This window comes from Granulicoccus phenolivorans DSM 17626 = NBRC 107789 = JCM 15570, from assembly GCF_000423085.1.
Taxonomy (GTDB): Bacteria; Actinomycetota; Actinomycetes; order Propionibacteriales; family Propionibacteriaceae; genus Granulicoccus; species Granulicoccus phenolivorans.
In genome coordinates this window covers 157,659-171,779 of record NZ_AUHH01000009.1, presented here as the reverse complement: position 1 = coordinate 171,779, position 14,121 = coordinate 157,659, and the positions used below count along the sequence as shown (strand labels likewise).

At 71.4% G+C, this 14,121-nt stretch carries 10 protein-coding genes; 4 read left to right on the top strand and 6 right to left on the bottom strand.

Annotated elements, in window-relative coordinates:
- Positions 1-233 precede the first annotated feature (233 nt).
- Positions 234-932 (bottom strand): Fic family protein, encoded by a 699-nt coding sequence (locus G531_RS20555; protein WP_211221769.1) that lies wholly within the window; start codon positions 930-932, stop codon positions 234-236.
- A 16-nt stretch (positions 933-948) separates the two neighbouring features.
- Between G531_RS20555 and G531_RS0105015 the strand changes: the two genes are divergently transcribed.
- A complete protein-coding gene (locus G531_RS0105015; protein WP_051215060.1) occupies positions 949-1,707 on the top strand; it encodes a class I SAM-dependent methyltransferase in 759 nt (252 codons plus the stop codon).
- Positions 1,708-1,736: 29 nt separating this feature from the next.
- The gene (locus tag G531_RS0105010) at positions 1,737-2,288 is read left to right on the top strand and encodes a DinB family protein (protein ID WP_026926406.1); all 552 of its coding nucleotides are present in this window, start codon (positions 1,737-1,739) and stop codon (positions 2,286-2,288) included.
- 10 nt (positions 2,289-2,298) lie between these two features.
- Here the strand turns inward: G531_RS0105010 and G531_RS0105005 are convergent, their stop codons facing one another.
- The 5 genes from G531_RS0105005 to G531_RS20540 are packed head-to-tail and all read right to left on the bottom strand — an operon-like array spanning position 2,299 to position 9,872.
- Positions 2,299-3,522, bottom strand: a complete 1,224-nt coding sequence (locus G531_RS0105005) for a VWA domain-containing protein (protein WP_051215059.1) — start codon at positions 3,520-3,522, stop codon at positions 2,299-2,301.
- Positions 3,519-5,951, bottom strand: coding sequence for a DUF5682 family protein (locus tag G531_RS20550; RefSeq protein WP_245630424.1), 2,433 nt, complete (start codon positions 5,949-5,951; stop codon positions 3,519-3,521). Before G531_RS20550 ends, G531_RS0105005 begins: the two co-directional genes overlap by 4 nt.
- Positions 5,948-7,051 (bottom strand): ATP-binding protein, encoded by a 1,104-nt coding sequence (locus tag G531_RS0104995; RefSeq protein ID WP_026926404.1) that lies wholly within the window; start codon positions 7,049-7,051, stop codon positions 5,948-5,950. The genes G531_RS20550 and G531_RS0104995 overlap by 4 nt, the downstream gene beginning before the upstream one ends.
- Positions 7,048-8,562, bottom strand: coding sequence for a DUF5691 domain-containing protein (locus tag G531_RS24390; RefSeq protein WP_026926403.1), 1,515 nt, complete (start codon positions 8,560-8,562; stop codon positions 7,048-7,050). Before G531_RS24390 ends, G531_RS0104995 begins: the two co-directional genes overlap by 4 nt.
- The gene (locus tag G531_RS20540; protein WP_145978584.1) at positions 8,562-9,872 is read right to left on the bottom strand and encodes an SWIM zinc finger family protein; all 1,311 of its coding nucleotides are present in this window, start codon (positions 9,870-9,872) and stop codon (positions 8,562-8,564) included. The genes G531_RS24390 and G531_RS20540 overlap by 1 nt, the downstream gene beginning before the upstream one ends.
- 156 nt (positions 9,873-10,028) lie before the next feature.
- Here G531_RS20540 and acs point away from each other — a divergent pair, with 156 nt between their 5' ends.
- Both acs and nhaA read left to right on the top strand, forming a co-directional pair.
- A complete protein-coding gene (gene acs, locus G531_RS0104980) occupies positions 10,029-11,954 on the top strand; it encodes an acetate--CoA ligase (protein WP_026926402.1) in 1,926 nt (641 codons plus the stop codon).
- A 708-nt stretch (positions 11,955-12,662) separates the two neighbouring features.
- Entirely contained in the window at positions 12,663-13,982 is a 1,320-nt protein-coding gene (gene nhaA / locus G531_RS20535) for a Na+/H+ antiporter NhaA (RefSeq protein WP_081683830.1), read from the top strand.
- The last annotated feature ends 139 nt before the right edge of the window (positions 13,983-14,121 follow it).

The following is a 14,121-nucleotide window of genomic DNA, read 5'->3' as shown; positions in this document are numbered from 1 at the left end:
GCTCGCAGGTCCGGATCCGGCCCGCGGCCCCTGCAGCACCCGCGCCACCGAACTCAACCCGCGCCACCGAACTCAACCCGCGCGATCGCCGGCAGTGGCGCCATGAGCGCCCCGACCTGATACCCGCCGCCAATGACAGGGAGCCGGCACCAGTTTGCACAACAGCCCCATTTCGGCCCCGCGTCGGCAACGATGCCGAATGCGACGGATCAGGTCCGGTCAGGTGACCGCGCTCAGCCGGCCAGCGGGGAAACCTCCACGCCATAGGTGAGCGCCTGCGCACAGTGCAGGATCCAGCCCCGCACCCCGTTCACGTCGCCGGTCGCGTAGCCCTGCAGTGCCCGGGCGTACCCGCGTCCGGCCGCCCGGTGTCCGGCCTCGGGGACCAGGATCGCCCGCGGGTCGATCCCCCCGGCGATCAGCACCGCATGCTCGACGGCCCGCGCGATGATCCCGTCCCCGGCCCCGAACGGTTCGATCGTGGCCACCTCGGCGTGCGCGATCGCAGCCACCACCACCGGCGACGCCTGGGTCGATCCGCTCAGCAGCTGGTTCAGTCCCGAGATCCGGGCGGCGGCCTCCGGGCGTACCCGACCCAACTCCGGATCGGGCACCCAGCCCTGCCCGAGCAGGGCATGCATCCGGGCCAGCGCCTGTCCCGGCGCGGTCCGGATCAACCCGGCCAGGTCGAACAACTCGGTGGACAGCCGGATCGCCGCGGCCTGCCAGCCGCCCTCGGGCGCCGGCGCGGCAAGATCGTCCTCGATGGCGGCGCTGGCCCGGGCCCCGGCCAGCAGGGCCTTGGCGGAGATCTCGGCCGGGATCACCTTGCGCCCCCGGTCGCGCTGGATCACATCGGCGGCATCGCGGGCGGCGGTCACCGCCGAGGGCACGCCCTCCAGAGTGGCCAACGCGGAAAGTGGGTCATTCACACCTAGAGTGTGCCGCATGAGTTTCCACCAGCCCGCCGCCTCGGTATATCCGGTACGCGCGGTCGACTGGCTGGTGGAGGAGCCGGACCGGGTCTGCGATGTCGGATCCGGCTCCGGTCAACTGGCGGCCATGCTGGCCGGACGTGGCCACCTGGTGCACACCGTCGATGCCGATCCCGCCCGGGCCCCGCGCCTGGCCGCCCGGCTCGGTCACGACACGCATGTGATCGCCCGCGCCGAGGCGCTGCCGTTCGCCAGTGGCACCTTCGGGGCCGTCACGGTGCAGCACGCCCTCCGCGGTTTCGCCCCCGGGCTGGCTCTGGCCGAGTTCTCCCGGGTGCTGCGACCCGGTGGCCGGATCGGGGTCATCTTCCACAGCCGCGACGACTCGGTGCCGTGGGTGAAACGGCTCGCCGAGCGGTTGCAGCGCGCCGATCCGACCGCGATGCGCGGCGACTACGGACAGGACGCCTGGCCACTGCTGGCCGAATCTCCCTACTTCACCGACGCCGAGGAACGGATCTTCCGGGACTGGAAGCCGATCACCCGCGCCGGACTGCAGCACCTGGTCGCCCACCGGCCGGCCGTCGGCGCCCTGCGCAACGCCGAGCGGAGCGAGCTGTTGGCCGATATCGGCGACGTGTACGACTCGGTGTCCCGCGGCGGGCAGCCGTTGCTGTTGCCCTTCCAGGCGGTCTGCTGGCGCGCGGTCGCCGACCACCGCGAGCTGGACTTCCCGGTCCCCGACTCCGACGGCCTGCGCATCCACGTCTGACCGGCCGCGCCCGGGGCTACTATCGGCAGATGACCGACCCGGAAGCGACCACCCCCGCCCGCCACGACGCCAAGGACTGGACGGTGGTGATCAGCGACGGCTGTGCCGAGTGCGGCTTCGACGCAGATTTCGAGCGCGCCGGGACCGGTGCCTTCCTGCGGGCGTCCATCGAGCGGTTGGCCGGTGCCCTGCGCCGCGACGACCTGCGCCCCGATGACCTGCGCCGGCGGCCCGCTCTCGGCATCTGGTCGCCGCTGGAGTACGCCGGGCACATCCTCGGGGTGGCCGAGGTGTTCACCGCCCGGGTCGAGCGGATGCTGACCGAGGACGACCCCGTCTTCGCCGACTGGGACGGGGAGGCAGCCGCGGTCGCCGACAACTACAACGGCCAGGATCCGGCCGAGGTGGCCCGGCGCTTCGCCGCGGTGGCCGCCCGGGCAGCCGACCGCTACGACACCGTGGCGCCCGATCAGTGGGACCGACCCGCACGGCGCAGCGACGGGATGGTCTTCACCCTGGCGACGTTCACCGCCTACTTCCGGCACGAGATCGAGCACCACCTGCACGACCTCGGCGCCTGAGCAGGCCCGTTCAGTTCAGGCCGTGCTCGCGATCGGACTCGTACCGATCGGCCCAGGCCATCAGGTTGTCCCCGTTCAGCGCCGCCGCCAGCAGGTCCGGGAACGCGTCCGGCGTACAGGCGAAGGAGGGGACGCCGAGTTCGACCAGCTGGGCCGCCAGTTCCCGGTCGTACGCCGGGGCGCCGGAGTCACTCAGCGCGAGCAGTGTCACCGCCTGGACGCCGGCGGCGCGCAGTTCGGCCATCCGGGCCAGCAACTGCTCGGCCACCCCGCCCTCGTACAGGTCGGAGATGAGCACGAACACCGTGTCGCGGGGGCTGGTGATCAGCCCCTGGCAGTACGCGACCGCGGCATTGATGTCGGTCCCGCCACCCAACTGCGTACTGAACAACACCTCGATCGGGTCGACCAGTTGCTCGGTCAGGTCCGCCACCTGGGTGTCGAAGACCACCATTGAGGTCCGCGCGGCCCGGATCGAGGCGAGCACCGCCCCGAAGATCGCGGAGTAGACCACCGAATCGGCCATCGACCCGGACTGGTCGACGGCGAGCACGAAATGTTTGCGGACCGCGGGGACGCGCCGGCCGTAGCCGATCAGGCGCTGCGGGACCACGGTCCGGTACTCGGGCAGGTAGTTCTTCAGATTGGCCGCGATCGTCCGGTTCCAGTCGATATCGCCGGGCCGTGGCCGGGTGACCCGGGCCGCCCGGTGCAGGGCCCCGCGGACCGCGGCCCGGGTCTGCTCCCCGATCCGCTTCTCCACCTGGGCGACGACCTTGCCGACCACCATCCGCGCGGTCTGCCGACTGGTCTCCGACAGGGTCGAGGACAGGCCGATCAGGGCGCTGACCAGCGCAACGTCGGGCTCGATGGTGTCGGCGACCTCGGGTTCCAGCAGCAACTGGGTCAGATTGTGTCGCTTGATGGCATCGGTCTGCAGCACATTGACTACCGTCGAGGGGAAGTAGGTCCGGATGTCCCCGAGCCAACGGCTCAGCCGCGGCGCCGAACTGCCCAGGCCGCCGCGGCCCTTGGTGGCCCGGGCATCGCTGTCGTAGAGATCGCCGAGCGCCCGGTTCATCGTCGCGTCGGCCGGGTTCAGGCTCACCCCGGTCCCGTCGGCGTCGTCGGAGGCCGAGCCGAGCAGCAGCTTCCACCGGCGCAGCCGCTCCGCAGTCGCATCGGACGCGGCGGGATCGGACGCAGGCTGATCGGAGGCAGGGTGATCGCTCATGGGTTCTCCTCACCGGTACCGGCGGTCTGCAGCAGGCGTACGGTCGCCAGCGCGGCCGCGGCCAGGTCGAAATCGAGGTGCTCGGCGAGCGTCGGTGCCGCCGGGGCGCCGATGCTGCGTACCCGGTCGATGATGTTGTTGCGTTCGGCTCGCTCGAAGGCCCCGAAGGTACGCCGCAGCAGGGCGACGATGTCGAGGAAGTCCTCCTCGGCCAGGCCGGCGACCCACCGGTCCAGCACCGGCAGCAGTTCCTGGTGGTGGATCAACAGCAGGGCCCCACCGGAGAGGAACCCTTCGATCCAGTGCGCCTTCGCCAGCGGACTCGGCCCGTGGGACAGCGCTCGGGAGAGCCGGTCCGCCGCGTCCTGGACGTCGATCCGGCCACTGTCCAACAGGATCCGAGTCAACCGGCCGCTGAGCAGCCCGTGCACATCGGCGCGCTCGGACAGGGCCAGGAGTTGATCGCTCCACTCCTGTTCGGCACCGTCGGCGGGCAGCAGCGCGAGCACCGCCTGAACCCCGTCGATGCTCTGCTTCGCCGCGGCGGCGGCCTCGTCGCCCAGGCCGCCGACCGCCGCCGGCAGGCCCGCGCACACCCGCAGCAGCAGGGCCCGGGCCACCGCACCCAGGGCGGTGGTATCGGTGCCGCGGACGTCGCCGTAGCGCTGGGCGCGCACCAGCGGCGGGATCGCGTCCATCAGCTGGTAGACGTCGCTCTGGTGGGCGGCCAGCTCATCGAGGGTACGCAGCAGCGGATCCAGCGCGTCGGGCAGGTCGGCGGTCAGCGCCTCCTCGATCCGGCCGGTCACCGCGGCCAGGGAGTCCGCGCTCCGGACCAGTTTCGCGGTGGCGGCATCGGCCACGGTCGCGCCCCACACCGAGGCGGTGATCACGTCGACGCTGAAGGCGGGGTCCCAGGCGAGCACCCAGCCCTCCTTGAAGGTGCCCAGGCCGCCGGTCTCCTCCGGGTTGCCCCAGGCGATCCCGAGGATGCGCAGCCGGCGCAGCAGTTGCGACTTGCCCCGGTCGTTCTCCTTGCGCAGGTCGAGTTGGATCGAGCGCGGCGTCGGGTCCTGCTTGAGCCGCAGCCGTTTGATCGTGGCCCGCAGATCGGCCTCCAGCGGGACGGCGGTCGCGGTTTCGGGGACCGTTCCCAGGGCCTCGCCGCGGACCAGGTCGGTGGTGACCAGACCGAGGACCTCCGCCGATCCGTCGCACATCACCGATCGGGTCGCCTCGGTGACCTCGTCCAGCCCGGGCAGCGGGCGTCCGCGCAGCGTGGCGAGGGTATTGGTGAGCCGGACGGCCTCGATCACGTGCGCGGAGGAGATCGGCAGATCGTGCGCGCGCAGGGTTCCCGCGACCCGGATCAGCCAGCGTTCGATCACCCGGTCGCCGGCGCCGAACAGGTGGGCGTACCACCCCGGTGACTCGATCCCGGCGCCGTACCCGGACTGCAGCCGCAGCCGGCCGTGGGTCCACGGCACCCAGGTGGTCGCGATCTTGCGCTTGGGCAGGCCCTTGAGCAGGGCGTTGTCCGCGCCGACCTTCGGGAGTTTGCCGGTGAGGGCCGGTGCGTGCCAGGCGCCGCAGATCACCGCGATCCGGGCCGCGTCGGTCTTCAGGGCGGTCCGCAGCACCTTCCGCATGTATGCCTCCCGGCGGGCCTCCTCCGCCTCGGCGTACGCATCCCGCTCCCGGATCCCGGCGGCGCGCAGTTCGGCCATCGCCTCGGTGATCGCCTCGAAGGGATCCCCGTCGGTGCGGGATTCGATCACGTCGTCCCACCAGCGTTCGGGGTCGTCGTACCCGGCGGCCCGGGCCAGCACCGCGATCGGGTCGGTCCGGATCGGGGCGCCGGGTTCGGGGGCGCCGGGTTCGGGGGTGTCGGCCGCCGGCGTGGTCGGCGCCGGCTCGGCCCCCGCTTCAGCGTCACCCGCTTCCGCGTCGCCCGATTCCGCGTCGTCGTCCCCGTCGCCGGATTCCTCGCCCCCGGACTCCCCGTCCTCGCCGAGGAAGGCCGCCAACAGCTCCTGTTTGCGCTCGGCCTGCAGGGCCAGGGTGTGCGTGGCCGGCAGATCCATGAATCGCACCGGGACCGCGGCCTCGACCGCCCAGCGCAGGGCCTGCCACTCCGGGGAGAACTCCGCGAAGGGCCAGAACGCCGAGAGCCGGGGCTGGTCGGCGGCATACGCCAGCAGCGCGACCGGCGGGCGCAGGTCGGGGTCGGCGACCAGCGGCACCAGGGCGTCGGCCTCCGGCGGTCCCTCGATCAGGACCAGTTCGGGCCGATATTCGGCCAGGGCGGCGCGGACCGCACGCGCCGAGCCCGGACCGTGGTGCCGGATGCCGAGGACGCGCACCCGCGCCACCTCCGCTGCGCCGGGCGGAGCGGCGTCCCCGGGCAGGGTGGGGTTCGGCTCGCTCACCCGGAGACCTCGCGGGAGGCGCGATAGAAGTCCTTCCAGTCCGGCCGCTGCCGCACCACGGCCTCCAGATATTCCTTCCAGACCACCTGATCGGCGACCGGGTCCTTGACCACCGAGCCGACGATGCCGGCGGCGACATCGGCGGCGCGCAGGGTGCCGTCCCCGAAGTGGGTGGCCAGCGCGATCCCGTTGGTGATCACCGAGATCGCCTCGGCGGTGGACAGCGTGCCCGAGGGTGACTTCAGCGAGGTCCGCCCGTCGGTGGTCACCCCGCTGCGCAGTTCCCGGAAGATGGTGACCACCCGCCGGATCTCATCGGCGGCCCGGTCGGCCGGGGGCAGTTCCAGCGAGCGGCCCAGGTCGGCCACCCGTCCGGCGACGATGCGGACCTCGTCCTCGTAGCTGTCGGGCAGCGGGAGCACCACCGTGTTGAACCGGCGGCGCAACGCCGAGGACAGTTCGTTCACGCCGCGGTCCCGGTCGTTCGCGGTCGCGATCAGGTTGAACCCGCGCTCGGCCTGTACCTCGGTGTTCAGTTCCGGGATCGGGAGAGTCTTCTCCGACAGGACCGTGATCAGCGCGTCCTGGACATCGGAGGGGATCCGGGTGAGCTCCTCCAGCCGAGCGATCCGACCCTCGGCCATCGCGGTCATGATCGGGGAGGCCACCAGGGCCGCCGTCGACGGCCCCTCGGCCAGCAGCCGGGCGTAGTTCCAGCCGTAGCGCACCGCCTCCTCCGGGGTACCCGCGGTGCCCTGCACCAGCAGCGTGGAATCACCGGAAATCGCGGCGGCCAGATGTTCGGAGACCCACGACTTCGCGGTGCCCGGCACGCCCAGCAGCAGCAGCGCCCGATCGGTCGCCAGGGTCGCCACCGCGACCTCGATCAGGCGTCGGTTGCCGACATATTTGGTGCTCACCTCGAACCCGTCGGGCAGCGTACCGCCGACCAGATAGGTGACCACCGCCCACGGGGACAGCTTCCAGTTCGTGGGTCGGGGCCGGTCGTCGACGGTGGCCAGTCGGGCCAGTTCGGTGGCGTACGCCTGCTCGGCGTGCGGGCGCAGCAACTGATCGGTACCGGACGAGGTGGCGGTCATGGCAACTCCTTGAGCAGGGCAACACGTAATTCCAGGGTGGTGGCGGTGTCCAACAGGACCGCGGCCGAGTGGGTGTCCACCGCGGCGATCCGGCGCAGCGCGGCGGCATAGGTGGCTGCTTCGCCGATCGGGAAGCGGGTCTGCCCGGTGTGGGCGAGCTGGGTCACCAGCGGGCTGTGCCGCCCGTTGGGGGCGCGGACCAGCTGATCCAGAAAGCGCAGCATGCCGACGGCGAACTCGTCGTCCCACTGCTTCGGGATCATCGACAGCACCGACGTCGGACGGGAGCCGGCCAGCCGGATGTCCCAGCGCCGCAGCAGGACCGCACTCGGGACCAGGTCGGCCAGGCCCTCGGTCGGGGCCTCGGCCTCCAGCAGTGCGGCGGCCACGGTGGCATCGCGGTAGCGCAGGGCGGCCCTGGCCAGCGGGGCCCGCTGCGGCCCGGTGCCGGTCATCGCGGCCCCCCAGTCGGCGCGGACCAGATCGGTGGCGGTGTAGCCGAGCGCGGGCCAGGCGGCCGGCGGGATCCAGCCCAGGAGTCGGCGTACCTGTTGGCCGGCCGGATCCGAGCCGCGGGCCGGTTTCAGCCCGTCGCGGGCCAGCCGCTGCCGGTCCTCCTCGGTGTCGGCGGTGATTTCGGTGATCGTCACGGAGCCCGGCTGTCGCCGCAGGAAGCTGGTGGGGGTGTAGGTGATCGCGACCCGGGCCCGGGCCAGTAGCCGTCCAACGAAGGCCGAGTCCGGCAGCCCGGCGAGCAGCTCGCGCGCGACGTCGGCCACCGTCGTGGAGCCGCCGTCCAGGACGGACTCGAGAAAGGCCTCGTCGGCGGGGCCGAGCCCGGTCGCGAGCGCCCCGAGCAGTCGGGCCCGCTCCTCGGTTCCGTGCGTGTCGAAGTCGGCCTGCAGCAGGTCCCGGGCCGCGCCCGGATCCCGGCTGCGCAGCGCGGTGAGGTACGCCACCCGTTGGCTCGGCGTGCCGTACTCCCACACCGCGGGATCGGCCGCCTGCTCCGGCGGCGTTACCGGCACCCAGGCGGGGTTCAGCGCGACCAGGTGATGTCCGGCCTCCCCTAGCACCGGGGCCAGGTGTTCGCGCAGCGTTCGGTCGAAGATGGCGCGATCGAGCAGGGCGGGCAGCAGGGCCGGGGGCAGCCGATAGCCACGCTCCCCCAGCCGGGACAGCGCCTCCACCAGCAACTCGTTCACGATCCCGGCCCGCTGCCGGAAGAGTTGCCGGAACGCCCCCAGGTAGCGCGGCGAGGGCAGCGACCGGGTCTCGGCGGCAACCGGCGGCGGATCCGGTAGCTCATTGGCCGGCAGGGTGTGCCCGGTGGCTCGTCGGGCCACCGTGTACGCCGCCGCGGCCGCCAGCAGCGCCGGCCCGGGATCGGCACCGGTAGGGGCACTGCCGAACTCGGCCGGCAGCCGGTCCAGCGCCACCGGCCGATTGCCCGGGCCGACGGTCGCTGCCGCGGTCAGGTCCGCGAAGGTGGTCACCCGGTCGGGGTTCATCACGGCGCCGCCTCCTCGGTGTCCTCGGCCGGGATTGCTGTGACGCCCAGCGGACGCAGCCCGTCGGGGCTCCACTCCCCCGAGACGCCGGCCTCCCGGCCGAGGGTATGGGCGTACAGACTCCACAGTTCGGCGTCCTCGCCGAGCAGTTCGATCCCGGCGCCGCTGTGATCGCGCAGCACCCAGGCGTCCTCGGCCCGCAGGATCCGGCCGCGGACGGCAACCGGCCACAGGTCCAGCCACGGATCCTGCGCCAGGGCCGCGGCATACCCCGCTCGGGCGCCGGCCAGATCGGTCAGGACCGGCGGCAGCGGCGGCACCCGGGGCGCCTCGTCGTAGCTCTGCCCGATCAGCGCCCGCAGGGCCGGCCGCGCAGGATAGAAGTGCAGGTCGGCCACGAACACCAGCCCGGGATACAGCGTGGTGTCGAAGGAATTGCCGGGGCTGAAGATCAGCACCAGCGCGTACCGGCCGGTGTGCTGACCGCGGATCCAGACCCGACGGGTGTTGATCCGATCCCCGGCCAGATCGTGCAGCCCGAAGACCACCCAGTGGTCGCGTACGCCGGGGGTGGCCAGCACCGATTCCTTGTCGACGGTCAGCCCGACCCGGGCGTCCAGGGTGGCGCGCAGTTCCGCGGAGAGCCGGTCGCGGCCCCGCCAGGCGCCGGCGAGCAGGTGCAGCAGGGAGAGTTCCTCCAGCAGGCGCTCCTCGCGCTGCGGGCCGGGCAGGATCTGCTGGGGCAGGTCGCGCAGCCGGTTCGCCACCGCGGGCGCCTGGGCGTCGACCATCCGGGCGGCCACCAGTTCGAGCCGGCGATCGGTCAGCGTGGCCAGGCCCGCGGTGATCTGGTCGCCCAGCCAGCGTTCGAGTTCGAGCATTCCGTCCCCGATGCGCTCCAGTCGCTGCCGGGTCCGCCGGGCTGCCGCCGCCATCTGGGCCTCGGTCCGCTCGGCCGGCGCGGCGGCCGCCGGCTCGGCGGACGTGCGGCGCCGGGCGTGCTCGGCGGCGAACCCGGTCACCTCACCGGTTTCGGAGATCTGTCCCTGGGCCCACAGGACCAGCAGCCCGATCGCATGCTTGCAGGGGACCTTCCGCGACGGGCAGGAACACCGGTAGTCCGGCTTCCGGGTGTCGATCATCACCTGGTACGGCGTACGCCCGGACCCCCGGCACTCTCCCCAGACCAGCGCGTCGGAACTGCCCAGGTTGCTCCACGGCCCCGGCGTGGCCAGCTTCCGCCCGTCCACCTGCACCTGGGAATCGGGGGCCGCGGCCAGCACGCGATCGACGCTCCATCGCTCGGCCACGGTCAGTGTTCAGCGCTCCCCATGCCGGCCACCCTACAAGCGCCCGGGTTCCGGCCAGCGCCTGCGACGGGGGGATCCCTTGGGCACTTCTCCCGCACCGCTGGGACCCGGCCGATAAAGTGACGCCCACCAGGCAGCTGACACGAAGGAGTGACCATGGCTGACGACTCGACGACATTCCCGCCCCCCGCGGAGCTTGCCGCCAATGCGAACTTCACCAAGGACATGTACGACCGCGCCCAGGCCGATCCGCTGGCGTTCTGGACCGAGCAGGCGAACCGGCTCAGTTGGGCCACCGCGCCGACCCAGACGCTGGATGAGTCCAATCCGCCCTTCTACAAGTGGTACGCCGACGGCACCCTGAACGCGGCGTACAACTGCCTGGATCGCCATGTCGAGGCCGGCAACGGGGACCGGGTCGCCTTCTACTGGGAGGGCGACCCCGGCGACACCCGGACGATCACCTATGCCCAGCTGACCGAGGAGGTCTGCAAGGCGGCGAATGCGCTGACCGAACTGGGCGTGAAGTCCGGCGACCGGGTGGCGCTCTACCTGCCGATGATCCCCGAAGCGGTGGTGGCGATGCTGGCCTGCGCCCGGCTCGGGGCGATGCATGTGGTCGTGTTCGCCGGCTTCTCCGCCGATGCGCTCGCGGCCCGGATCAACGACTGTGACTGCCAGGTGGTCATCACCGCCGACGGTCAGTACCGCCGTGGCAAGCCCGCCCCGCTGAAGGCCGCGGTCGACAAGGCCCTGGAGCACACCCCCGGCGTCCGCAGCACGATCGTGGTGCAGCGCACCGGCGAGGACGTCGCGATGGCCGAGGGCCGCGACGTGTGGTGGCACGACGTGGTCGGCCGCCAGTCCGGCGAGCACAAGTACGAGGTCTTCCCCGCCGAGCACCCGCTGTACGTCATGTACACCTCCGGGTCCACCGGCAAGCCCAAGGGCATCCTGCACACCACCGGTGGCTACCTGGTCGGCACGTCGTTCACCCACTGGGCCAGCTTCGACCTCAAGGCCGAGACCGACGTGTTCTGGACCGCCGCGGACATCGGCTGGGTGACCGGGCACTCGTACCTGGTCTATGCGCCGCTGGTCAACGGGGCCACCTCGGTGATGTACGAGGGCACCCCGGATTCGCCGCATCAGGGTCGCTGGTGGGAGCTGATCGACAAGTACAAGGTGAGCATCCTGTACTGCGCGCCGACCGCGATCCGTACCTTCATGAAGTGGGGCGAACAGGTTCCGGCCAAGTACGACCTCTCCTCGCTGCGGGTGCTCGGATCGGTCGGTGAGCCGATCAACCCCGAGGCGTACCTGTGGTACCGGCACAACATCGGCCACGACAACTGCCCGGTGGTCGACACCTGGTGGCAAACCGAGACCGGCATGCACATGATCGCGCCGCTGCCCGGCATCGAGAACGGCAAGCCCGGCGCCGCGATGCGGCCGATCCCGGGTACCTCGATCAAGGTCGTCAACGACGAGGGCCACGAGCTCACCGACGATTCCACCGGCTACCTGATCATCGACAAGCCGTGGCCGGCGATGCTGCGTACGCTGTGGGGCGACGATCAGCGCTACGTCGATACCTACTGGTCGCGGTTCCCGGGCAAGTACTTTGCCGGCGACGGCGCCAAGGTGGACGCCGACGGGGACATCTGGCTGCTCGGGCGCGTCGACGACGTGATGAACGTGTCGGGTCACCGGCTGTCGACCACCGAGATCGAATCGGCGCTGGTCGGGCACCCGTGGGTGGCCGAGTCGGCGGTCGTGGGTGCCGCCGATGAGACCACCGGCCAGGCCATCGTGGCGTTCGTGATCCTGCGCGGCGGGGCCGCCGACGGGATCGACGCCGACGAGGTGATCCAGACCCTGCGTACCCATGTCGCCCAGGAGATCTCCCCGATCGCCCGGCCGCGGCAGCTGATGGTGGTCCCCGAACTCCCGAAGACCCGTTCGGGCAAGATCATGCGGCGGTTGCTGCGCGACCTGGCCGAGAACCGGGAACTGGGTGACGTCACCACGCTGACCGACGCCACCGTGGTCACCCTGATCCAGGACAACATGCGCAAGTGACCCCGGCGTCACCCGGGCGCGGACGGACGAGGCCGGTCACCACCTGTGGTGACCGGCCTCGCGGTGTCCCGGGGCTGCGCGCGTCGGAAGTGCCTGTCCTGTCTCTTCCCGCGACGGAATCCGGCGGCCAGTTGCTTCCTGCGATGGAATCCCGCGCCCGAACGCTTCCCGCGACGGGAAACTTCACGAAGCACCCGTTCTGGTCATCCCGCACGTGGTGCAGCAGGTGCAGGAACTCAATGTCATCGCTGGATGGGCCCAAGAGTCGCGGGTAGCCCCCGGCCACCGGGTAAGGGTCACTCGCCGCGGCAGGAGCCGTCGTCCGAGCCGCGTACCGCCGCAGCGCCACAGGTCACCGAGGGCAGCCACGCACGCGGCGCCGCTCACTCAGCGTCGCCCCACACGACTCAGCGATGCTCACCTTCTCCCGCACCCGCAGCACCACCCGCGAGTTGACGCGGCCCGCCGCTGAATGGCGCGAAGCATCGCGGGACGGGCACCCGGCACGGAAGCTGTCGCAGGAAGCGCTGCGGACCCCCAACCGCCACCCTCATCCGACACCCCGGAACACTCGGCGACATTTCGCAAAAAGGGTCTCCCGGCCCTGCCCGGACCGGCTAGCATGACCCTCGCAGCGCTGCAGTGGCGCGATGGTGTGCCGGGAAGCCTGGTCGGCGAAGAATGTTGCCTGCCCTGAGGGAGTCCCGAATGAACGACACGTCCGACCCGCGCACCCCGGAGGAAACCCCCGGTCCGGACCAGCACCCCGGCGCCCCCAACCCCGCCGGCCAGCCTCCCGCAGCCGCGCCGCAAAGCGGTCCGCGGACCTCCCGGGCCAGGGTTGTCGAGGTCTTCCGGCTGGATCCGGAGACCCGCTACCTGCTGCCGGACATTCTGCGCCAGGAAACCGTCGGCGGCCTGATCATGCTCGCCGCGACGGTGGTGGCGCTGCTGTGGGCCAATCTCGGCGGCAGTTCGTACGAGGCGGTGCGTACCTTCCAGATCGGCCCGCTGGACATCCAGCACTGGGCCGCCGACGGGCTGTTGGCGGTCTTCTTCTTCGTCTCCGGCCTGGAGCTCAAACGCGAGTTCGTGTCGGGGTCCCTGTCCCGGCCGGCGGAGGCGCTGGTCCCGATCATCTCCGCGGTGTGCGGGATGATCGTCCCGGCGATCATCTACGTGAGCATCAACAGCGCCCTGCCCGGCGGCAACACCCACGGCTGGGCCATTCCGATGGCCACCGACATCGCCTTCGCGGTCGCGATCCTGGCCGCGGTGGGCTCCGGACTCCCGGCCAGCCTCCGCGCGTTCCTGCTGACCCTGGCGATCGTCGACGACCTGGGGGCGATCGTGGTGATTGCGGTGGTGTTCACCACTGACCTCAACTTCGTCTGGCTCGGCCTCGCCGCCGCCGGTGCGCTGATCTGGTGGGGGTTGCAGCGTCGCCGGATCGAGGGCTGGTGGTGGTACGTCCCGCTGTTCATCCTCACCTGGTGGGCCCTGCACCAGTCCGGCGTCCATGCCACGATCGCCGGCGTGGCGCTGGGTCTGCTGTCCCGCTCCGACAAGGCGGATCCGGCCGATCCGGTGGACCGGTGGGAGCACTTCATGCGACCGATCTCGGCCGGGTTCGTGGTCCCGGTCTTCGCGCTGACCGCCGCCGGGGTCGCGATCAATCCGGCCGCCCTGCAGCTCATCTTCACCACTCCGATCGGGCTGGGGATCGTCTGCGGCCTGGTGTTCGGCAAGCCGATCGGGATCTTCTTCGGCGCCCGGCTGACCACGCTGCTGACCAGAGCCCGACTGGCCGCCGATCTGCGCTGGAGTGAACTGTTCTCGATGAGTGTGCTCGCCGGGGTCGGCTTCACGGTGTCCCTGTTCGTCTCCGAGCTCGCGTTCGTCGGGCATCCCGAGATCATCGAGGAAGCGAAGGCAGCGGTGCTCACCGGGTCGGTGATCGCCGCCTGCCTGGCCACCGTCGGGCTGCGGCGCCGGTTGCGTACGCGCCGCCGGGAGACCCCGAACTGAGCGGATCCATAATCTGATCGTGACCATCCCCCGGGTTGCATGCGTGTCCCCGGCGCGGTTGGCTAGGCTCAGCACGGATGGGCGAAGTCCACCAGCAGACGCGCGGAGTCCACCAGCAGACGCTCAGGGCAGCAAAGAG

Coding starts and splice junctions, on each gene's coding strand:
- G531_RS0105015 (WP_051215060.1), top strand. CDS start 949: ATGAGTTTCCACCAGCCCGCCGCCTCGGTATATCCGGTACGCGCGGTC.
- G531_RS0105010 (WP_026926406.1), top strand. CDS start 1,737: ATGACCGACCCGGAAGCGACCACCCCCGCCCGCCACGACGCCAAGGAC.
- G531_RS0105005 (WP_051215059.1), bottom strand. CDS start 3,522: ATGAGCGATCACCCTGCCTCCGATCAGCCTGCGTCCGATCCCGCCGCG.
- G531_RS0104995 (WP_026926404.1), bottom strand. CDS start 7,051: ATGACCGCCACCTCGTCCGGTACCGATCAGTTGCTGCGCCCGCACGCC.
- G531_RS24390 (WP_026926403.1), bottom strand. CDS start 8,562: ATGAACCCCGACCGGGTGACCACCTTCGCGGACCTGACCGCGGCAGCG.
- acs (WP_026926402.1), top strand. CDS start 10,029: ATGGCTGACGACTCGACGACATTCCCGCCCCCCGCGGAGCTTGCCGCC.
- nhaA (WP_081683830.1), top strand. CDS start 12,663: ATGAACGACACGTCCGACCCGCGCACCCCGGAGGAAACCCCCGGTCCG.